Genomic DNA, 20,867 nt, shown 5'->3' with positions numbered 1-20,867 from the left:
AGACTTCCGCCACTTGACACCTGCATATTATGGCATACCATAAGACATCATATTTATCGGAGAGAACGCCTATGCCCATCCAGATCCGTAAGACCCTGTTGCAGGTCGAAACAACGTTGATTGAAGGAGGCAAGGCCGCAGCGACACCTTTGAAGCTGTTCACCGCCATCGCGGTCGTGAAAAATCCCTGGGCTGGAAAAGGCTTCGTGGATGATCTCAAACCGGAAATCCACGCCGGTGCGCCGGTGCTGGGCGAACTCCTGACGAAGATGATCCTTGATGCCGTGGGTTCCGGCGAAGCGGTGGAGGCCTATGGCAAGGCGGCCGTCGTCGGGCTGGATGGTGAGATCGAACATGCCTCCGCGCTCATTCACACGTTGCGTTTCGGCAATCACTATCGTCAGGCTGTGGGTGCCAAGTCCTATCTCGCCTTCTGCAATACGCGTGGTCCCGGCAATGCGCCGATCATGATCCCCTTAATGGACAAGAACGATGAAGGCCGCCGTTCGCACTACCTGACTATCCAGACCTCCGTTCCCGATGCTCCGGCTGCCGACGAGATCGTCGTGGCGCTCGGTGCTTCAGTCGGCGGCAGGCCTCATCACCGCATCGGCGACCGGTATCAGGATCTGAAGGATCTCGGTCAGGATGTTGCCAACCCGGCGGGCGTTTGAGGGTGATGCAAATGCAGGAGGCCGCCACCACGTCACGGGTCAATGCTGCAAAGGCAGGTGCTGCTGTGCTCCCTCGCAAGGTGACCGAGGGCGGGGCGGCCTATTTCGAGGCAGGCGCCGGTGAAGACCTGATCCTCATCCACGGCGTGGGAATGCGGCTGGAAGCCTGGAAGCCGCAGATCGAAATCTTTTCAAAGACGCACCGTGTCATCGCGGTAGATATGCCGGGGCATGGCGGCAGTGAACGCCTGCCAGCGGGCAGCTCGCTCAAGGATTTTGTCGGCTGGTTCGGCCGGTTTCTTGACGATATGCGGATCGCGCGTGCCAATGTGGCCGGGCACTCCATGGGTGCGCTGATTTCCGGCGGTGCCGCTGCAACCTTTGGAGATCGAATTGCGCGCGTTGGTTATCTGAACGGCGTCTACCGCCGTGATCCGGCCGCGAAGGCTGCGGTTCTTGCACGCGCGGCTGCCATCCGGACCACTGGCGTGGACAAGGAAGGCCCTTTGTTACGCTGGTTCGGCGACGATCCAAAGAGCCAGCAGGCGCGGGAGTTGACGCGGGGCTGGCTGGAAATGGTCGATCCCGAAGGTTACGCGGTTGCCTATACCGCATTTGCGGGCGGCGACGAGACCTATGCGGATCGGTGGCCCTCGGTCATCTGCCCGGCTCTTTTCCTGACGGGTTCGGACGACCCCAATTCGACGCCGTTGATGGCCGAGCAGATGGCGGCGATCACACCGCGCGGTTACGCCCGCGTCGTTGAGGCGCACCGGCATATGGTCAACCTGACCGCGCCTGAAACTGTCAATGCAATGATGGCCGAATGGCTGGCTTTAGAGGAGGAGCCGCAATGACTGTTGCAACCCTTGATCCGCGCGCTTTGCGCGATGCATTCGGCGCTTTCGTTACGGGAGTAACAATCGTGACCACCCGGGACGATGCAGGAAAGCCCATCGGTTTTACCGCCAACTCCTTCACCTCGGTTTCGCTCGATCCGCCGTTGCTGCTGATCTGCCTTGCCCGTAGCTCGCGCAATTTCGCGACGATGACGGGCACCAAAAACTTCGCGGTCAATATTCTGTCGGAAAGCCAGAAGGACCTCTCCAACACCTTCGCCCGGCCGGTCGAAGACCGTTTCGCCACCGCCAGCTGGTTGGATGCGCCGAAGGGCTCCCCGGTCTTTGCAGACGTCGCGGCCTGGTTCGAATGTTCGATGCAGGAGGTTATCGAGGCCGGCGATCATGTCATTCTGCTCGGCCGTATCGAGGCTTTCGACAATAGCGGCCTGAACGGTCTCGGTTATGCGCGCGGCGGCTATTTCACGCCGATGCTGGCTGCAAAGGCGGTATCGGCAGCGGCAGAGGGCGATATCGTCGTGGGCGCCGTTCTGGAACGGCGCGGCGAGATTTACCTCGTTGGCGACGACGTGCTGTCGCTTCCCGGTTGTGTCGTGGCAAGCGGCGATCCGGTCGCGGCGCTGACATCACGTCTCGAAGACCTGACGGGTCTCTCCGTCAAAACGGGATTTCTCTACTCGGTTTATGAGAACAAGACGGATGGGCGCCAACACGTCGTCTATCACGCGCTTGCCGATGGCGATCAAGCGCCGCGCGAGGGCCGATTTCTGTTGCCCGGCGCGCTGGCTTCAGCAAAATTCGACTCCGGCGCTACGGCGGATATCGTCAATCGTTTCGTGCTGGAAAGCTCGATCGGCAACTTCGGCGTCTATGTCGGTAACGAGACTGCCGGCAAGGTTCATCCCATCTCCATGAAGGGGCCAAACCCATGAAATTCTCCCTCTTCGTTCACATGGAGCGGCTGGACGCCTCCCAGGACCACAAGACACTCTACGAGGAGTTCGTAACGCTTTGCGAAATCGCCGATCGTGGTGGCATGCATGCCATCTGGACCGGCGAACATCACGGCATGGATTTCACCATAGCGCCCAACCCCTTTGTAACGATCGCCGATCTGGCGCGGCGTACGAAGACGGCACGCCTGGGTACGGGAACGGTGATCGCGCCTTTCTGGCACCCGATCAAGCTTGCCGGAGAAGCGGCGATGGCGGATCTGATCTGTGACGGCCGTCTTGATATCGGCATCGCGCGTGGCGCCTATTCGTTCGAATATGAGCGGCTGCTTCCAGGCCTCGATGCCTGGGGCGCCGGCCAGCGGATGCGCGAGCTTATTCCGGCTGTCAAAGGGGTTTGGGCGGGTGACTACACCCACGACGGCGAATTCTTCAAGTTCCCGGCCACCACATCGGCTCCCAAACCGCTGCAGCAGCCTTTTCCGCCCATCTGGGTGGCGGCGCGTGATCCGAATTCGCATGAATTCGCTGTCGCCAATGATTGCAATGTTCAGGTGACGCCGCTCTGGCAAGGCGATGACGAGGTGGAAACCCTGATGGGCCGCTTCAACGATGCCTGTGCGAAAAATCCGGATAAACAGCGGCCGAAAATCATGCTGCTGCGCCACACCTATGTCGGTTCCGATGAAGCCGATATTGCCCAGGCGGCCCATGAGATGAGCGTCTATTACAACTACTTCTTTGCATGGTTCAAAAACGAAAAGCCCGTTCATCAGGGGCTGATCGAGCGTATTGCGCCGGAGGAGATTGCCGCAAACGCCATGCTTTCCGGTGATGTCATGCGCAAGAACAACGTTGTCGGCGATGCCGATGAAGTTATTACCCGGCTTAAGGCCTACGAGGCCATGGGCTACGACGAATATTCCTTCTGGATCGATACCGGCATGAGCTTCGAGCGCAAGAAGGCCTCGCTGGAACGCTTCCTTTCCGATGTCATGCCGGCTTTCAAGGAGTAAGATGATGCGCCGTTTCCAATGTTACATCGACGGGCGCTTCGAGGATGGTGAGGCGAGCTTTTCGAGCCTCGACCCGGCAACCGGTGAACCTTGGGCAGAAATGCCGGAAAGCCGCGAAGCGGATATTAGCCGCGCCGTAGAGGCTGCGCATCGGGCGCTTTATGACGATGCCGCCTGGTCGAAACTGACGGCGACGCAACGCGGCAAGCTGCTCTATCGGCTTGCCGATCTGGTTGCCGAAAATGCAAAGACGCTTGCCGAGCTCGAAACCCGTGACACCGGTAAGATCATCCGCGAGACCTCGGCGCAGATTGCCTATGTCGCGGACTATTATCGCTATTATGCGGGCTTGGCTGACAAGATCGAGGGCGCCTACCTGCCGATCGACAAGCCGGACATGGATGTCTGGCTGCGGCGCGAACCCGTGGGTGTGGTGGCCGCGATCGTCCCGTGGAACAGCCAGCTTTTTCTGGCAGCCGTTAAAATCGGCCCGGCGCTCGCTGCCGGCTGCACAATCGTCATCAAGGCCTCGGAAGACGGACCGGCGCCGCTTCTGGAGTTCGCCCGGCTGGTGCAGGAGGCTGGTTTTCCTGCCGGCGTCGTCAATATAGTCACTGGTTTCGGTGCGTCCTGCGGCACGGCACTCACCACACACCCCAAGGTGGCCCATATCGCCTTTACCGGCGGGCCGGAAACGGCGCGTCACATCGTTCGCAACTCGGCCGAAAATCTTGCCTCCACGTCGCTCGAACTCGGCGGCAAATCGCCAATCCTCGTCTTTGCCGACGCCGATCTCGAAAGCGCCGCCAATGCGCAGGTCGCGGGAATTTTCGCGGCAACCGGTCAGAGCTGTGTTGCCGGATCACGGCTGATCGTCGAGAGAAGCGTGAAGGATCGCTTCCTCGGGATTTTGAAGGCGAAGGCTGAGGCGATCCGCATCGGCTCGCCGCTGGACATGGCAACGGAAGTGGGGCCGCTCGCGACCGAGCGGCAGCGCAAGCATATTGTCTCTCTGGTCTCTGCTTCCGAAAAAGCCGGTGCGAAGGTGGTGACGGGCGGTCTGGCGGTGGATTGCGCTGGTTATTTCTACCCTCCGACCATTCTCGATTGTGACGGCATTCGTTCGCCGTCCATGGAAAGGGAGTTCTTCGGCCCGGTTCTTTCGGTTGTTTCCTTCGAAACCGAGGCGGAAGCGATCGCTTTGGCCAATGACACGGTCTATGGCCTCGCCTCGGGCGTCTTCACGCAGAACCTGACGCGCGCCCATCGGCTGATGAAGGCGATCCGTGCCGGTGTGGTTTGGGTGAACACCTATCGCGCCGTCTCACCGATTGCGCCTTTCGGGGGTTTCGGTCTTTCCGGTGATGGTCGCGAAGGCGGGCTTGCGGCAGCGCTCGATTACACGCGCACGAAGACCATATGGCTTAGAACCTCCGATGACCCGATCCCCGATCCATTCGTGATGCGGTGACGCGATGTTTTACGAGATCCGCACCTACCGGCTGAAGAACGGCGCCATTCCGGCCTACCTTCGGGTTGTCGAGGAGGAAGGCATCGAAATCCAGAAAAGCCATCTGGGCGAGCTGGTGGGTTACTTCTTTTCCGAGATCGGGCCGATCAATGAAATTGTCCACATCTGGGCTTTTTCCAGCCTGGATGACCGCGAAGAACGGCGCGCGCGGCTCCTGGCCGATCCACGCTGGTTGTCTTTCCTGCCTAAGATCCGCGACCTCATTGAAGTCGCCGAAAACAAGATCATGAAGCCGGCGCCTTTTTCACCGCTGAAGTGAATCTGCCGGCCGCGAAGTGCATGCCAACAACAAGCTCTAAAACGGAGTAAGGGAACATGAGATCGAAACTGGTATTGATGACATGCGCAGCAATTTTCGCCCTGGGCGCATCCGCACAGGCGAATGATCTGGTTTTTTCCAGCTGGGGAGGAACCACGCAGGACGCGCAGAAGGCGGCCTGGGCCGAAAAATTCATGGTGGCGACCGGCATCAACGTGCTTCAGGATGGCCCGACGGACTATGGCAAGCTGAAAGCCATGGTCGAGGCGAACGGCGTGACATGGGATGTGGTCGACGTGGAGGGCGACTACGCCGCGCAGGCCGGGCCGAAGGGCCTGCTGGAGAAGCTTGATTTCGCCGTCATCGACAAAACGAAGCTAGACCCTCGTTTCGTCACTGATTACTCCGTCGGAAGCTTCTATTATTCCTTCGTCATCGGCTGCAATGTTGATGCTGTAGCCGCCTGCCCCAAGAGCTGGGCCGACCTTTTCGATACGGCAAAGTTCCCCGGCAAGCGCACCTTTTACAAGTGGTCCGCGCCGGGTGTGATCGAAGCAGCCCTGCTGGCCGATGGTGTTGCCGCCGACAAGCTATACCCGCTCGATCTCGATCGCGCCTTCAAGAAGCTGGACACGATCAAATCCGATATCATCTGGTGGTCTGGCGGTGCGCAATCGCAGCAGTTGATCGCTTCTGCGGAGGCACCCTTCGGCAGCGTCTGGAACGGCCGCATGACAGCGCTTGAGAAGAGCGGTGTGAAGGTGGAGACCTCCTGGGAGCAGAACATCACGGCAGCGGATTCTCTCGTCGTTCCCAAGGGAACGAAGAACAAGGACGCGGCGATGAAGTTCATCGCTCTTGCGACCTCCGCGCAGGCGCAGGCGGATATGGCGTCTGCCACGGGTTATGCCCCGGTCAATGTCGAATCCGCAAAGCTGATGGATCCGGAAACGGCAAAGACCCTGCCTGACCAGCAGACAGCGAGCCAGGTCAATGCCGACATGAACTACTGGGCGCAACATCGTGACGAGATCGGTGAGCGCTGGTACGCCTGGCAGGCCAAGTAAGGCAACGGCGCGGGCAGCCAAAAGCGCCCGCGCAAATTTTCACCTCCGGGGAGGTTTGGGCATGGTCTCGCTTACCGATGAAACAGAAAGCCCGAAGACGAAGGTGCGGATGCCCTTCCGGCCCGGCAATTTTGCCGCCACCCTGCCGGCATTCGTTCTGCTTGCCCTGTTCTTCGTCGTGCCGGTTATCATCCTGCTGTCGCGCAGCGTTACCGAGCCTGTTCTGGGCTTTGGCAATTACGCCGCATTGCTGGGCAGCTCCACCTACCTGAAGATTTTCTTCAATACATTCGCGGTCTCGGCGCTGGTCACGCTCGTAACGCTGGTCATCGGTTTTCCTGTCGCGTGGGCGCTTGCCATCATGCCGTCGCGGCTTGCCTCCGTCGTTTTCGCAATTTTGCTTCTGTCCATGTGGACCAACCTTCTGGCACGCACCTATGCCTGGATGGTGCTGTTGCAGCGGACGGGTGTCGTCAACAAGACGCTGATGGGCCTTGGCATCATCGACAAGCCGCTTGCACTGGTCAACAACCTGACCGGCGTCACGATCGGCATGACCTATATCATGCTGCCATTCATCATCATTCCGCTCTATGGCGTCATCCGCAAGATCGATCCGGCCATTCTCCAGGCGGCGGCGCTGTGCGGGGCAACCCGCTTTCAGGCGCTGACCCGCGTTCTCATTCCACTTGCCGCTCCCGGTATGATCTCCGGCGCGCTGATGGTGTTCGTCATGTCGCTTGGCTATTTCGTCACCCCGGCGCTGCTGGGCGGCACGGCGAACATGATGCTGGCCGAGCTTATCGCGCAATTCGTGCAGTCTCTCGTCAACTGGGGCATGGGCGGGGCAGCGGCGCTGGTGCTTCTGGTGGTGACGCTGACGCTTTACGCAATCCAGCTGAAATTCTTCGGCGCGGCCGGGGCAGGGGGGCGCTGACATGCTTTTGAACTACAACAGCCTTGGCGCATGGAAGTGGCTGCTCCTTTTAATCACCGTGCTGACAGCGGCATTCCTTATCCTGCCGATTGTCTTCATCGCTGCTTTGTCCTTCGGCTCGTCGCAATGGCTGATCTTTCCGCCGCCCGGCTGGACGCTGAAATGGTATGCGGATTTCTTTGCCGATCCGAGGTGGCTGGATGCTGCCTGGACAAGCCTGCGTATCGCCGTGATGGTCACAGTCCTGTCGGTGTTGATCGGCCTCGTGGCCTCCTTCGGCCTGGTGCGGGGGCGTTTCATTGGGCGCGAGGGTCTGCGGGCTTTGTTCATGACGCCGATGATCCTGCCTGTCGTGGTGCTGGCGGTGGCGCTTTATGCTTTTTTCCTGAAGCTCGGCCTTGCGGGCACCACTACGGGCTTTGTCATTGCCCATCTTGTCGTGGCGCTGCCTTTCTCCATTCTGGCGTTGACCAGCGCGCTCGAGGATTTCGATAAATCGATCGAAGACGCTGCAGTGCTATGCGGCGCGAGCCCGCTGCAGGCCAAAATCCGCATCACCTTGCCGGCCATCAGCCATGGCCTGTTCTCAGCCGCGATCTTTTCTTTCCTCACTTCCTGGGATGAGGTGGTGCTGGCGATCTTCATGGCAAGTCCAACGTTGCAGACGCTGCCGGTGAAAATCTGGGCGACGCTGCGGCAGGATCTGACGCCGGTGATCGCCGCTGCATCGACGCTTCTCATCGCGGTGACCATCATTCTCATGCTGCTTGTCGCGGCTGTCCGAAAAGGATTGAAAACATGACCAAACCGCTCCTGCAAATTCGCGGCATCGCCAAGCAATACGGACCGGTCGTCGCCGTTCAGGATGTCAATCTCGAGGTGCAGCCGGGCGAGTTCATGACGTTTCTCGGACCATCCGGTTCGGGCAAGAGCACGACGCTCTACATTCTGGCCGGTTTCGAACAGCCGACGGCGGGCGACATCCTGCTGAACGGCGAAAGTCTGCTCTCCACGCCGTCGCACAAGCGCAATATCGGCATGGTCTTCCAGCGTTACACGCTGTTTCCGCATCTGTCTGTTGGCGAGAATATCGCCTTTCCGCTGAAAGTGCGCCGAAAGAGCAAGGCGGAAATCAATGCGAAGGTGAAGGAGATGCTGAGGCTCGTTCGTCTCGAAGGTTTCGAGGACAGAAAGCCTGCGCAGATGTCGGGCGGCCAGCAGCAGCGCGTGGCCTTGGCAAGGGCGCTCGCTTATGATCCGCCGGTTCTTCTGATGGACGAGCCGCTCTCGGCGCTCGACAAGAAGCTCAGGGAAGAAATCCAGTTCGAAATCCGTCGCATCCACCAGCAGACGGAAGTAACGATCCTTTACGTCACCCATGATCAGGAAGAGGCCTTGCGTCTTTCCGACCGGATCGCGGTGTTTTCAAAAGGCGTGATTGACCAGATCGGTACGGGGCCGGAGCTTTACGCTCACCCCACCACCCGCTTCGTGGCCGAATTCATCGGTGACAGCGACTTCATCGCCTGCGATCTCCTCGCCGCCTCGGGCGGCAAGGCGACGGTTTCGCTCGGGCAGAATATCGTCTTTGACCATATTCCGGTTCATGGCGAAGCTGCACCGGGAAAAAAGGCGGCGCTGATGCTGCGTCCGGAGCGTTTACAGCTCAGCCGCAACAGGCCCGGCTCTTACGCCGGTTTTCAGGCCACCGTCAGCGATATCACCTTCCTTGGCAACAACGTCCATGTCGTCGCCCATACAGGTTCGGGAGAGCCCTTTGCCGTGCGCCTGCCATTTGGCCATGAGGCGATTTCGGGCCTCAACCGTGGTGATCTCGTGCATCTGGCCTTCGATCCCGCGTCGGCGCAGGTTTTCTGTTGAGGGTCGGAAATATGCATCTTAATGATCCCATGCTCTTCGGCGAGCACGGGAGGACATCTCTACCGGCAATGCGCGCCGACCATCAAGAAACTGGGACTGGAACTTTGCGGCAATGCGCCCTTCATCGTCGACGACGCCGATCTCGATGCGGCCGTGGAGGGAGCGCCGATTTTCCCAGAAGTTGGAGCCGCAGAAAAAACCGTTGCATTTCAATGAGCCATCATGCCCCAGGCAAGTGAACCTAGGGAAAAAATCCCGAATAAGACAAGGATCACTCCGGACAGGCGGGAAACCCAGCGGGCAAAGGTGGTGGGAAGGCGCTGCCGGGCAAATGCAACGCCGCCGCTCAACATGAACCACCACAATAAAGACCCTAGAAAAACGCCCGCGACCACAAAAAACGCGCTCGTCGCTCCCGATGCGTCAGCAAGGCCGAGACCCGCGAAAATTGCTGCAAAGGACAGAATCGTCATGGGGTTGGTGATCGTCAGGAAAAAGGTCGCGGTGATGGTGCCGAGCAGATCGCGCGCTCCAACCTTGGCCGCTTCTGCCAGAGGTTTGGGCCTCAGGCTTTTCCAGCCGAGCCACAGCATGAAAAGGCCGCCGACGATTTTGAGCGGCGTATCGATTGTCGCAAGGGTCGCCGCGAAAGCGGAAAAGCCCAGCGCTGCGAGGCTGGCATACACGGCATCCGCCAGAGCAGTCCCAAGGCCACCTGCCACTCCCGCCCAGAATCCGCGCTCAAGGGTCCGGTTGATGCAGAGGGCGCCGATGGGGCCGAGCGGGGCTGCGACCGCAAGGCCCAGCACAATGCTTTTCAAAACGAGCATCAGTTCCATCAGTCCACGCTTTCCTTCGGCATAAATGGTCCCGGCACGACAGAAGACAGGGCGATGATCGTTTCGGTACGGGCAAGGAACCCGTTCTGTTTCATTGTCGCCAGAAAGGTTTCGATCTCCGCCAGCGACCCGACGTGAACTTTGACGAGGTAGGACCACTGCCCGGTCACATGGTGACATTCCGCAATAGCGGACTGCGACGCCGCATAGACACGAAACGCGGCCTCGTCCGCATCCGGCGCCAACGCGATCCACACGAAGGCGATCACGGGCAAATCGAATGCGGATGGATCGGCATCAACGGTGATGCGACGGATCGCCCCGCTGGCCGTCAGGCGTCGGATGCGCTCGTTCACGGCCGAAGCGGAAAGCTCCACGACATTTCCGATATCGGCCAGAGAGCGGCGGGCGTCTTCTGCAAGAAGACTGATGATTTTGCGGTCTGTTGAATCCATTTCCGCAGATAATCATGTTTATTGTGATAATGAAAGATATTATGCGGAATTTTTGTGAATCGAGCGCAAGCCTTTAAACCGAGCCAAGAATCCCCTGCAGCTTCGCCGTGCCTGTAATCTTGGCGGAAGCTCATGCTATTTCAGCGATTACGGTCGCACTATCCATGCTTCCGGCAGCGTTTCCTGCAAGGCTTGGCGGATGATCGTGGCGAGATGGGCGCTGATTGGATTTTCGTCTTTTCCGGAGCGAAGAAGGCTGAGCCCCAGCGACGGGAGTTGTGGCAAACCATTGGTGAGTGGATCGAGAACCCGTACGGAAGGCGGCCGGCCGAACGGTGTGCGAAGTGCGATGCCAAGGCCTGCGGCTGTCGCAGCCCACAACCCGCCGAGGCTAGGGCTGACGAATGCAATGCGCCAGGCGATACGCTGTTGATCAAGGTGGTTGCAGGCAATGCTACGTAAAAGGCACGGCGCTTCCAAGACTGCAAGTGGCAGCGGCTCTTTCCCGCCGGTCTGCCAGACAGTTTCTGTTTCCGCCGCGCCCAGCCAGCACAGTGGCATGGATGCAACCGTTTCAGCCGGCGAAGCCGTGTCGTCATTCCAAGCCAAGGCGAGGTCAAGATGGCCGGACTCGACCTTCTCCCGCAATTCGCTATTGCGAGCGATGCGCCCTTCGATCCGAACCCGCGGATGGGCCCGTGCGAAACGGCCCAGCACCTGCGGCAACACGGTTTCTCCGAAATCCTCCTGAATCCCGAGGCGGATCCAGCCTGCGAGTTCCGGCCCGCGAACGGCGCTGATCGCCTCGTCATTCAGGCTCAATATGCGGCGGGCATAGGACAGCAGCACTTCGCCGCTCTCGGTCAGCGCCAGCCCCCGGCCGGATTTGCGCACCAGAGCGGTTTCGGTCTGGTCCTCCAGCTTCTTGAGTTGTGCGCTGACCGCAGAGGTCGAACGCCCCAGTCTGTCTGCGGCCTGCGCGAACGACCCGCTCTCGATGCCAATCACGAAACTGCGGAGCGCGTCCAGATCCAAATGGGTAAGGCGCAAATTAAATGTCCCTAAAATCAGGACGTAATGTCCTGAATAATTTGAGTTTCAGGATGATGATGTCGTTTCATAGTGTGGCTGTCAATCCTCTTGAACGGAGCGCATCCATGCCTTTCACCCGAATATCTTTGCTTGCGGGCAAATCCACCGACTATCTCAAGGCGGTTTCCGACAGTCTCGACCGCGCGCTTGTCGACTGCTTTGACGTTCCGGAAAACGACCGCTTCGCTGCAATCCACCAGCACCAACCGGGCGAACTGATCTTCGACCGAACATATCGCGGCGGCCCTCGGTCGGATGATTTCATTTTCTTTCATATCACCACCGGCAAGACGCGATCGCCGGAAACCAAGGCGCGCTTCTATGCGAGGCTCGTCGAAAACCTGGCGGTGTCGCCCGGTGTGAGGCCGGAGGATGTGATGGTCGCCATCGTCAACTCGACGTTTGATGACTGGTCCTTTGCATCAGGCGTTTCAGCAGGCACACCAGCGGATGGGAGTGGCCGATGACCGATTTTTTCGAGATGCAACCGGCCTGTCCATCCACCATGAGCGTGCGTCGAGCCGGTGACGGAATAGTTGCTGCACCTGAGGGTATCTCCAGCGGATCCTTCCTCGTCCAGATGCTGTTATCGAGCCGGATCGATGGCGAGATGACGGCAATGCGCGCTTTTGTGCCGCCGGGGGTCGTGACCCATTGGCACAGTCATCCGCGCGGCCAGCTTCTCTTCGTGCTGGATGGCATCGGTCTCATCCAACGCAAGGGTGACGATCCGCGTGAAGTCCGTGCCGGAGATGCGGTGTGGTTTGCGCCCGGCGAAGCCCATTGGCATGGCGCCGCGCCGTCCTGTCCCTTCAGCTATCTCAGCGTCCAGCCGGTCAGGAGTGGAACTGCCGTCCACTGGATGGAACCTGTCAAAAAAGAGGAGAGCACGTCATGATCGCCATGCAATACAGCTTCACGCTGCCTGCCGGCTACGACATGGCGATCATAGACCGGCGCATAAGGGAGAAGGGGCCGCTGCTCGATGGCTTTCCACGCCTGCGTTTCAAGGCCTATCTTTCGGCGAGAAAGCAGGATGCCGGCTTCACCAGTGCTGAAAATCTCTACGCGCCGTTCTATCTCTGGGACGAGCCAGAAGGGATAGACAGCTTCCTGTCCGGTCCAGGTTTTGCGGTTCTGACACGGGACTTCGGCTGGCCATCGGTGCAGACATGGCTGGTCTGGCACGCCGACCACGTACCTGATCTTACAGCTTCGCGATATGCCACACGGGAGGCTCGGTCCATAGCGCCCCATTCTGATCTGGCCAAGCTACGCGATACGGCGACCGCGGACGCGCGTTCAGCAATCAGGGCCGGCGCGCTCGCGGCCATAGCCGCATTCGATCCAACAAAATGGCTGCTGCTACAATTCAATCTCTGGCCGACAGTGCCGGCCGTTACTGAAACAATGCAAACCTACACTGTTGGCCACGTCTCATTGGGGTCGGTTCTGCATTTAGCGGAATGATATCTCACGCACCGGCTCAAAGGGTATTGCGTCGTTCCAGCTCTCGTCTATCGCGGTTGCTTTTCTGCCTCACGTAGCGAAATCAGCCGTTTGGTGGATTCGTCCCACAGAATGAGCTTTACGCAGCCCAGGCTGTCGCGAAGGCTGATGCGACCAAGTTTCGCAAGCTCCGGGTAGTCGTGCAGAATCTCTGGCAACCTGTAAAAAGGTACCTTGCTCGACAAATGGTGGACATGGTGCATGCCGATATTGCCGGTGATCCAACGCAGCGGACCCGGAAGATCGTAATACGAGGCGCCATGCATCGCCGCATGGGGAAAAGCCCATTCCGGAGGCTTGGACCAGTGGGTTTCTTCAAACTGGTGCTGGACATAAAACAGCCAGACACCTGCTGACCCGGCAAGCAGCACTATTGGCAGATGAACCAACAGAAAAGGCACGAGCCCTATCGCCCAGATAAGAAGAATGGCCAATACGGCCACACCGGCATTTGTTGCCATTGTCGAAATCCAGGGCAACGCTCCAGACCGCATCATGCCAAACGGTAGCCTTTGTTTGAACAGAAACAGGAAAGCAGGACCGATGCCGAACATCACCAGCGGATGCCTGTACAAGCGATAACCGAGTTTTCCGCGTGAGGAGAGTGCACGATATTCGGTCACGGTCAGAGTTGTAATGTCGCCAACCCCTCGCTCATCGAGATTGCCGGCTGACGCATGGTGTTCCGCATGCGCGCGGCGCCAATAGTCGTAGGGCGTCAGCGTCAGGATACCGATTGCGCGACCCGTCCAGTCATCCCAGCGACGGCGCCCGAAAAAAGAGCCGTGTCCGCAATCGTGTTGCAGTATGAAGAGCCTCAACAGGAATCCGGCTGCGGGGATCACCAGAAGCAGGCCAAGCCAGTAACCAAAATGAATCGATACCGACGCTGCTGCCCAAAGGAATACAAAGGGAACAAGCGTCACGGCAAGTTCGTACAGGCTGCGGCCGGTGCGGGGTTTGCGATAATTCGAAAGTATTTTAAGCAGGGCCTTTTCACTCGCGCCGCCAGGTAATTGGGCTGTTAACGTCGCGGTCATGGTTGATAGCAATCCTTCTGGTCGCCTGCATTTCGAAAAAAGTGTTCACCGCGCTGGCGGTCGTTTTCTGGAATAGCCCGATCTCGAGCCAACACGCGTTGCCGCGGCGGTTCCGTGCTCTGCTCGGCGCGGGCATTCACTGTTTTGTTCATAAATGTTCGAGCTGTAAGCTCGCTCCTGAAATCTGAAACGGTTAATTAAGTCGATCTGCTCGGCGAGGATCTCGCACAACTCTGCGCGGCTGGAACCTGTTCTGTCTAACTGTACCGGCGCTGTTTGCACAGAGGGGCAGGGTGACCTCAAATTGATTGAAGGGTACTAGAATTTAATCGGCACTGGCATTCTCTCGCAGGAGCACAGCTCGACTCGGCAACTAAAATCGCTGAAAAGTTGGAGTGGTGAGCGGGTCTCGGCAACAGGATGGCAATTACTCGTTCAAATACGAGCAATATGCTCGAGGCAACAGACCCTTACCGCAGCATTGTGGCTGTATCGCGCCCGACATGTAAGGTTTCTTGCGATGTATCAGATCGCAGCATCAGGGGTCATCGACTGGCAGGAGAGTGCCCCTTATGCCAGCAGCCCGCGCATGATCAGTTCGAGATGAATCTTCAGAACGACCTGCTTGTCCAGACTGCGCCGATCGTCGAAAATCAACCGGAAAACCAATGTTCCGACTATGGGTGACATGACGACCTTGGCCAGTTCGGTGGGGTTGGCTCTAAACCTTTTTTTCGCCACGCCCTCTTCGAGGATCGTATTGATCCGCTCGAATACCGGCGCCATCACCACGTCATGGTGCTGGTCGATGAGATCGGGGAATTTTGCTCCTTCCGCAACGATGAAGCGAAACAGTTCCCGCATCTTTCTATTGTCGACGAGGGCGTCGAACAGGAATTCAAGAAGCATCCGAAGCTCCTCGACGGGATCATCCGACGTGCGTGCATAAGCCTTGAATGCCTCCTGAAAAGGTGCCGAGGCATGCCTGATCATCGCCTCGAAAAGAGCCTCCTTGGTTTCGAAATAGACGTAGACCGTGCCTTTCGTCACTCCCACCCGCTCGGCAATGTCCTCCACCCGCGTGGCCGTAAATCCTCTCTTGGTGAATTCCTCGAATGCGGCGTCGAGAATTTCCAACGGACGTTGTATCTTCTGTTCTGCGCGTGTCAGTTTTGCTTTTGCCATAACCCCGGATCCCTACGTATTCTTTCGGCACTTGCCTTTTTACCCGTCGCAATCGGCGGAAATGACAGGTGGTTTGCCTATAGCACCGGCGTAAAAACCGGAATCGATTTTTACAAGACGTGGTGCGTGGTTCAATATGTCGGCACATCCCCCGATGCGTCCGAGAGGACGCGCCGGGCAATTCGTAATGATCATTCGGGGAGCCCGGTTTGACGTCCGGACGGTTCCCGATCGGCGACACAAGAATTTCATTGACTATTCAGTCAGTCAAATATTATAGGGTGAGGCGAAGATCAAGAGGTCACCATGAAAAGCATTCTTTTAGCAATGGCGGTCGGCGGCATTTTCGCCCTGTCGTCCTGCAGCAACGAAGAGCCGCCTGCTGAAAAGCCGTTGCGTGTCGTCGATGTGGTTGCGGCAGCGAAAAAGCCCGTCGGCCGTGGCAGCGTCATCACCGGTGAAGTAAGGGCACGGGTCCAGACGGACCTTTCCTTTCGGGTGAGCGGCAAGATCACCGAGCGGCTGGTGGATGTGGGTACCCCGGTAAAGGCCGGGCAATTGCTTGCTCGCATCGACCCGGAAGAGCAAAAGGCGGATATCGACGTTGCGGTGGCCAACCTGCAATCTGCCGAAGCGCAGATGACGCAGGCGCAGTTGGCATTCGATCGCCAGCAAAGTCTTTTCAAGACGCAGGTGACTTCGCGCTCCGCGGTCGACAAGGCGCAGGAAACCCTGCTCACCACACAAGGCGCCGTCAGATCGGCGCAGGCCCAGCTGGATACGGCGCGCGATGCGCTTTCCTACACCGAACTCAGGGCCGATGCGGATGGTGTGATCACCGCCCGCAATGTCGAAGTCGGTCAGGTGGCGCAGGCCGCTCAGCTCGTTTTCACGCTGGCGCATGACGGGCCGCGCGATGCGGTATTTGATGTCTACGAATCCCTGTTCCTCGAGCGCGATATCGACAATCTCGTCAATGTCAGCCTCCTGTCGGATCCCGCCCGCGCTGTCGAGGGACCGGTGCGGGAGATTTCCCCGACGATCGATCCCGACAATGGGACGATCCGGGTCAAGGTTGGCCTGAACGGCGATATGACCATGCCGCTCGGAGCACCGGTATCGGGTCATTTCCGCTTCAAGCAGGTGGAGGCGATTGAGCTTCCCTGGTCGGCAATGGCATCGCAGAACGGCCTTCCCGCCGTCTGGGTGGTCGATGCGCAGTCCTCGGAAATCGCCATGCGCCGGGTTGAGGTCTCCGACTATGAGACGGGTCAATTCGTCGTGGCGGAAGGACTTCTTCCCGGCGATCTCGTCGTGACCAGCGGGACCAAATTTCTCCGCACCGGTGAAAAGGTCGCCTATGAAAAGGGGCAGGCACAATAATGTTCAGGATAAACAGAAGCTTGTTTTTGCTGCTTCCGGCGATTGCGGTCTCGTCCTGCCAGGAAAAGCAGGAAGCGCCCGCTGAGGCGCCGCGCCCGGTGCTCTCCGTTGTCGTAGGGGAGACGCGCGCCGATGCGCTGCGGCTGACCGGCACGGTGGAATCGAGAATTCAGACCGATCTCGGCTTTCGTGTTCTCGGCCGGATCATTGCCCGCAATGTCGATGTGGCCGATCTGGTCAAGAAAGGCGATGTGGTGGCCTCGATCGATCCGCTCGCGCTGGAACTTTCGGTAAAGAGCGCCCAATCCGATCTGTCCAACGCCGAAGCGCAACTGGCCAATGCGGTGACGACCGAGCAGCGTCAGCGCGTGCTGGCCGAGGCCCGCAGCGGCACGGAAGCAGCACTTGAAGAGGCCGAGCAGGCCACGCGAACGGCCAATGCCGCCGTCGCCAAAGCCCGTGCAAATCTTGATAAGGCCGAGGAGCAACTGGGCTATACGCAGCTACACGCGGAATTTGACGGCGTGGTGACTGCGACATCCGGTGAAATTGGCCAGGTCGTCTCTGCCGGACAGACGGTCGTGACCATTGCCCGCCCGGAAGTGCGGGATGTTGTGGTCGATGTTCCGCAATTTGCGGCGCAGCGACTTGATATCGGATCGACCTTCGATATCGCCCTGCAACTGGACCCAAAGATACGCACCACCGGCGTGGTGCGTGAGATTGCCCCAGAAGCCGAAACCGCAACACGCACGCGCCGCACGAAAATCAGCCTTCAGGATGCGCCGCCGACATTCCGGCTCGGCTCGGTCGTCACGGCCTCAGCAATTGCCGCCTCCGAATCGCAGATCATGCTCCCCTCGTCGGCCCTGCTGAAAACCGAAGACGGTTGGAGTGTCTGGATCGTCAATACCGATACGGCCACGGTCACCTCGCGCCCGGTCAAAATAGAGGGCGAGCCCGCTGAAGGCGGCAGTGTGCGCATCACCGGCGGCGTCAAGCCCGGCGAACGTGTCGCCAGTGCCGGCGTTCACAAGCTTAAGGATGGTCAAGCCATCAGGATCGATCAGGAGGTCCATCAGTGAAGAAATTCAATCTTTCCGACTGGGCGCTCGAGCACCGTTCGCTCGTCTGGTACTTCATGCTGGTCTTCGTTCTTGCCGGTGTTTTCTCCTATCTCAACCTCGGACGTGAGGAAGATCCGAATTTCACCATCAAGACAATGGTGATCAGCGCGCAATGGCCCGGCGCTTCGGCGGAGGAAGTGGCCAGGCAGGTGACCGACAGGATCGAGAAGAAGCTCGAGGAACTCGACAATCTCGACTATCTGCGCAGCCAGACAGTCGCTGGCAAGACGACGATTTTCGTGGAACTCGTGCCGGAAACCAAAGCCAAGAATGTCGAACCCACCTGGGTGCGCGTGCGCAACATGATCGGCGACATCAAGGGCGACTTCCCCTCGGGCGTTGTCGGCCCGTTCTTCAACGACCGTTTCGGCGATGTTTATGGCAATATCTACGCCTTCACCAGCGACGGTCTCAGCCAGCGGCAATTGCGCGATCTGGTGGAGGACGCGCGTGCCAAGGTTCTGACTGTCGACAATATCGGCAAGGTTGATGTCATCGGCGCGCAAGACGAGGCGATCTATCTGGAGTTTTCCACGCGGCAGATCGCAGCGCTGGGCATCGATCAGCAATCGATTATCAAGACGCTGCAAGCCCAGAATGCTGTCACCCAGTCCGGCTTCGTCAATGCCGGGCCGGAACGTGTTGCGCTGCGTGTCAGCGGCCAGTTCACCTCGGAAGACAGCCTTCGCGCCATCAATCTGCGCGTCAACAACCGGTTCTTCCCGCTGACGGAAGTGGCGACGATCCGGCGCGGTTATGTCGATCCGCCGTCTTCGCTGTTCCGCTTTAACGGGCAACCGGCCATCGGTCTTGCCATAGGCATGAAAACCGGTGCGAACCTCGTGCATTTCGGCGAGGAGCTGGATGCACAGATGAAGCGTATCGTGGCGGACCTGCCTGTTGGCGTCGATGTGCATCGCGTGTCCGATCAGCCGGCCGTGGTCGATGAGGCGGTCTCCGGCTTCACTTCGGCGCTGTTCGAGGCGATCGCAATCGTTCTCGTCATCAGCTTCATCAGCCTCGGATTGCGGGCGGGCATGGTGGTTGCGGTCTCCATACCGCTCGTGCTGGCGATCACCTTCGTCTATATGGAATATACCGGCATTTCGCTGCAACGCATCTCTCTCGGCGCGCTTATCATCGCGCTCGGGCTTCTCGTCGACGATGCTATGATTGCTGTCGAGATGATGGTCGCACGCCTCGAGGTCGGCGATGATCTCAGAAAAGCGGCGACCTATGTTTATACTTCGACGGCATTCCCGATGCTGACCGGTACGCTGGTCACCGTTGCCGGTTTCATTCCCGTCGGCCTCAACAACAGCGCGGCGGGTGAGTTCACATTCACCCTGTTCGTGGTGATCGCCGTTTCGCTGATCGTGTCGTGGATTGTCGCGGTTGTGTTCACGCCACTGCTTGGCGTGGCGATGTTGCCCAAGACGATGAAATCGCACCATGAGAAGAAGGGCCGTTTTGCCTCTGGCTTTTCCTGGCTTCTAGCCCGGGCGCTGCGCTTTCGTTGGGTTACGATCATCCTCACGGTTGCGTTGTTTGCCCTTTCCGTTGGCGGCATGAGCCTCGTGCAGCAGCAGTTCTTCCCGGCTTCTGACCGTGTGGAATTGATCGTAGACTGGAACCTGCCACAGAACAGCTCGATTGCCGAAACCAACCGGCAGATGGCACAGTTCGAGCAGGAAGCGCTGGCGAAAAACCCCGACATCGACCACTGGACGACCTATGTCGGTGAAGGCGCACCACGTTTCATCCTCTCCTTTGACGTGCAGACGCCTGATGTCACCTTCGGCCAGACAATCATCGTCACCAAGGGGCTTGATGTGCGCGACAAGGTGCGCGCTGAGTTGCAGGACTATCTGAACCGGACGTTTACCGGCACCGACGCCTTCGTGAAATTGCTCGACATCGGCCCTCCGGTCGGAAAGCCGGTGCAATATCGCTTGAGCGGTCCGGATATCCAGCATGTCCGCGAACTAGGCCAGCAGCTGGCGGGCATCGTCGGCGAGCATCGGCTGCTGTCCAACATGGTCATGGACTGGAATGAGCCGACGCGGGTGGTCAAGGTCGACGTTTTGCAGGACAAGGCCCGCCAGCTCGGTGTCTCTTCGGAAGACATCGCCAATGCAATGAACAGCATTGTCGAGGGTTCCACCGTGACGCAGGTCAGGGATGATATCTACCTCGTCAATGTGGTGGCGCGTGCGCAGCTGGCGGAGCGCGGCTCCATCGAAACATTGCAGAACCTGCAATTGCCGGCCACGAACGGCAAGGCCGTGCCGCTGTCGGCAATCGCCAATTTCCGCTACGAGCTGGAACAGCCGACCATCTGGCGTCGCGACAGAATTCCGACAGTCACGGTCAAGGCTGCCATCATCGGCCCGACGCAGCCGGCGACGATCGTGGAGCAGTTGAAGCCGAAACTCGAGGCTTTCGAAAAGTCGCTCCCCGTGGGGTACAAGGTGGAAATAGGAGGCTCGGTGGAATCCAGCGCGGATTCGCAGGCGCCAATCGTAGCCGTGGTGCCTCTGATGCTGTTTGCGATGGCAACGATCCTTATGGTTCAGTTGCAGAGCTTCAGCCGGCTGTTTCTTGTCTTTGCCGTTGCTCCGACGGCGCTGATCGGCGTGGTGGCAGCGCTGCTGCTCTCCAACGCGCCGATGGGTTTCGTCGCCATTCTCGGCATATTGGCACTGATCGGTATTCTGATCCGAAACTCGGTCATTCTCGTCGTTCAGATCGAACATCTCAGAAGCGAGGGGGTCTCGGCCTGGCGCGCCGTCATCGAGGCGACCGAGCATCGCATGCGACCGATCATGCTGACGGCTGCGGCGGCAACACTTGCCCTCATCCCCATATCTCGGGAGATATTCTGGGGTCCGATGGCCTATGCCATGATGGGCGGCATCGTGGTTGGCACGGCGCTCACGCTGCTGTTCCTTCCGGCACTCTATGTCGCGTGGTTCCGCATTCCGCGCGAAGATGACAAGCAGGAAGCACAGGAAATCAAGACGTAATTTCCTGTGAGACAGCCACACCCTCGTGATCGC

At 58.9% G+C, this 20,867-nt stretch carries 21 protein-coding genes and 1 pseudogene; 17 read left to right on the top strand and 5 right to left on the bottom strand.

Features of this window, described 5'->3' with window-relative positions; translation table 11 throughout:
* The first annotated feature begins 71 nt into the window (after positions 1-71).
* The 11 genes and pseudogenes from AB4Z23_RS07235 to AB4Z23_RS07185 all read left to right on the top strand — a co-directional run.
* Positions 72-674 carry an amino acid synthesis family protein gene (locus tag AB4Z23_RS07235; protein ID WP_003511499.1) on the top strand — a complete coding sequence of 201 codons (603 nt, stop codon included), beginning with the start codon at positions 72-74 and terminating at the stop codon, positions 672-674.
* A gap of 11 nt (positions 675-685) precedes the next feature.
* Positions 686-1,531: an alpha/beta fold hydrolase gene (locus AB4Z23_RS07230; RefSeq protein ID WP_035199722.1), complete on the top strand. Its 846-nt coding sequence runs from the start codon at positions 686-688 to the stop codon at positions 1,529-1,531.
* The gene (locus AB4Z23_RS07225) at positions 1,528-2,466 is read left to right on the top strand and encodes a flavin reductase family protein (protein ID WP_035199719.1); all 939 of its coding nucleotides are present in this window, start codon (positions 1,528-1,530) and stop codon (positions 2,464-2,466) included. The genes AB4Z23_RS07230 and AB4Z23_RS07225 overlap by 4 nt, the downstream gene beginning before the upstream one ends.
* A complete protein-coding gene (locus tag AB4Z23_RS07220) occupies positions 2,463-3,503 on the top strand; it encodes an LLM class flavin-dependent oxidoreductase (protein ID WP_035199716.1) in 1,041 nt (346 codons plus the stop codon). The genes AB4Z23_RS07225 and AB4Z23_RS07220 overlap by 4 nt, the downstream gene beginning before the upstream one ends.
* A gap of 4 nt (positions 3,504-3,507) precedes the next feature.
* Complete coding sequence (locus AB4Z23_RS07215; RefSeq protein ID WP_065704548.1) at positions 3,508-4,974, top strand: aldehyde dehydrogenase; 1,467 nt, start codon at positions 3,508-3,510, stop codon at positions 4,972-4,974.
* 4 nt (positions 4,975-4,978) lie between these two features.
* Positions 4,979-5,293, top strand: a complete 315-nt coding sequence (locus tag AB4Z23_RS07210; RefSeq protein WP_019564951.1) for an NIPSNAP family protein — start codon at positions 4,979-4,981, stop codon at positions 5,291-5,293.
* A gap of 56 nt (positions 5,294-5,349) precedes the next feature.
* Positions 5,350-6,360, top strand: a complete 1,011-nt coding sequence (locus tag AB4Z23_RS07205; protein WP_026330721.1) for an ABC transporter substrate-binding protein — start codon at positions 5,350-5,352, stop codon at positions 6,358-6,360.
* 109 nt (positions 6,361-6,469) lie between these two features.
* Positions 6,470-7,297, top strand: a complete 828-nt coding sequence (locus tag AB4Z23_RS07200) for an ABC transporter permease (protein ID WP_370647636.1) — start codon at positions 6,470-6,472, stop codon at positions 7,295-7,297.
* A 1-nt stretch (position 7,298) separates the two neighbouring features.
* Positions 7,299-8,099, top strand: a complete 801-nt coding sequence (locus tag AB4Z23_RS07195; protein WP_035199713.1) for an ABC transporter permease — start codon at positions 7,299-7,301, stop codon at positions 8,097-8,099.
* Positions 8,096-9,178, top strand: a complete 1,083-nt coding sequence (locus AB4Z23_RS07190) for an ABC transporter ATP-binding protein (protein ID WP_035199710.1) — start codon at positions 8,096-8,098, stop codon at positions 9,176-9,178. Before AB4Z23_RS07195 ends, AB4Z23_RS07190 begins: the two co-directional genes overlap by 4 nt.
* A gap of 36 nt (positions 9,179-9,214) precedes the next feature.
* Positions 9,215-9,349, top strand: a pseudogene (locus tag AB4Z23_RS07185) (aldehyde dehydrogenase family protein); the annotation flags it as partial.
* Positions 9,350-9,387: 38 nt separating this feature from the next.
* On the opposite strand, the gene AB4Z23_RS07180 reads toward AB4Z23_RS07185, so the two are convergent.
* The 3 genes from AB4Z23_RS07180 to AB4Z23_RS07170 form a co-directional block, all read right to left on the bottom strand.
* Entirely contained in the window at positions 9,388-10,017 is a 630-nt protein-coding gene (locus tag AB4Z23_RS07180; RefSeq protein ID WP_035199708.1) for a LysE family translocator, read from the bottom strand.
* Positions 10,017-10,472: an Lrp/AsnC family transcriptional regulator gene (locus AB4Z23_RS07175; protein WP_013761886.1), complete on the bottom strand. Its 456-nt coding sequence runs from the start codon at positions 10,470-10,472 to the stop codon at positions 10,017-10,019. The genes AB4Z23_RS07180 and AB4Z23_RS07175 overlap by 1 nt, the downstream gene beginning before the upstream one ends.
* A gap of 147 nt (positions 10,473-10,619) precedes the next feature.
* Positions 10,620-11,522 (bottom strand): LysR substrate-binding domain-containing protein, encoded by a 903-nt coding sequence (locus AB4Z23_RS07170; protein WP_013761885.1) that lies wholly within the window; start codon positions 11,520-11,522, stop codon positions 10,620-10,622.
* A 107-nt stretch (positions 11,523-11,629) separates the two neighbouring features.
* On the opposite strand from AB4Z23_RS07170, the gene AB4Z23_RS07165 reads away from it, so the two are divergent.
* From AB4Z23_RS07165 to AB4Z23_RS07155, 3 genes are read left to right on the top strand one after another with little or no spacing between them, the layout of a single operon-like run.
* Positions 11,630-12,031 (top strand): tautomerase family protein, encoded by a 402-nt coding sequence (locus AB4Z23_RS07165; protein WP_019564945.1) that lies wholly within the window; start codon positions 11,630-11,632, stop codon positions 12,029-12,031.
* Positions 12,028-12,462, top strand: a complete 435-nt coding sequence (locus AB4Z23_RS07160) for a cupin domain-containing protein (RefSeq protein WP_080671296.1) — start codon at positions 12,028-12,030, stop codon at positions 12,460-12,462. The genes AB4Z23_RS07165 and AB4Z23_RS07160 overlap by 4 nt, the downstream gene beginning before the upstream one ends.
* On the top strand, positions 12,459-13,034 hold the full coding sequence (locus AB4Z23_RS07155) for a DUF4865 family protein (RefSeq protein WP_035199704.1): 576 nt from the start codon (positions 12,459-12,461) through the stop codon (positions 13,032-13,034). Before AB4Z23_RS07160 ends, AB4Z23_RS07155 begins: the two co-directional genes overlap by 4 nt.
* A 47-nt stretch (positions 13,035-13,081) precedes the next feature.
* Here AB4Z23_RS07155 and AB4Z23_RS07150 read toward each other — a convergent pair whose 3' ends face one another.
* Positions 13,082-14,113, bottom strand: a complete 1,032-nt coding sequence (locus AB4Z23_RS07150) for a fatty acid desaturase (RefSeq protein ID WP_035199703.1) — start codon at positions 14,111-14,113, stop codon at positions 13,082-13,084.
* Between the two features lie 570 nt (positions 14,114-14,683).
* Positions 14,684-15,298 carry a TetR/AcrR family transcriptional regulator gene (locus AB4Z23_RS07145; RefSeq protein WP_019564940.1) on the bottom strand — a complete coding sequence of 205 codons (615 nt, stop codon included), beginning with the start codon at positions 15,296-15,298 and terminating at the stop codon, positions 14,684-14,686.
* A 306-nt stretch (positions 15,299-15,604) separates the two neighbouring features.
* Here AB4Z23_RS07145 and AB4Z23_RS07140 point away from each other — a divergent pair, with 306 nt between their 5' ends.
* Genes AB4Z23_RS07140 through AB4Z23_RS07130 form a run of 3 tightly spaced genes read left to right on the top strand, consistent with a single transcriptional unit; the run spans position 15,605 to position 20,834 of the window.
* Positions 15,605-16,681 carry an efflux RND transporter periplasmic adaptor subunit gene (locus tag AB4Z23_RS07140; protein WP_025595357.1) on the top strand — a complete coding sequence of 359 codons (1,077 nt, stop codon included), beginning with the start codon at positions 15,605-15,607 and terminating at the stop codon, positions 16,679-16,681.
* The gene (locus AB4Z23_RS07135; protein WP_019564938.1) at positions 16,681-17,766 is read left to right on the top strand and encodes an efflux RND transporter periplasmic adaptor subunit; all 1,086 of its coding nucleotides are present in this window, start codon (positions 16,681-16,683) and stop codon (positions 17,764-17,766) included. Before AB4Z23_RS07140 ends, AB4Z23_RS07135 begins: the two co-directional genes overlap by 1 nt.
* The gene (locus AB4Z23_RS07130; protein WP_019564937.1) at positions 17,763-20,834 is read left to right on the top strand and encodes an efflux RND transporter permease subunit; all 3,072 of its coding nucleotides are present in this window, start codon (positions 17,763-17,765) and stop codon (positions 20,832-20,834) included. Before AB4Z23_RS07135 ends, AB4Z23_RS07130 begins: the two co-directional genes overlap by 4 nt.
* The last annotated feature ends 33 nt before the right edge of the window (positions 20,835-20,867 follow it).

This window comes from Agrobacterium sp. MCAB5 (assembly GCF_052114365.1).
GTDB lineage: Bacteria > Pseudomonadota > Alphaproteobacteria > Rhizobiales > Rhizobiaceae > Agrobacterium > Agrobacterium tumefaciens.
Note: the sequence above shows the minus strand (reverse complement) of the source record. Positions and strands in the feature narration are given on the sequence as shown.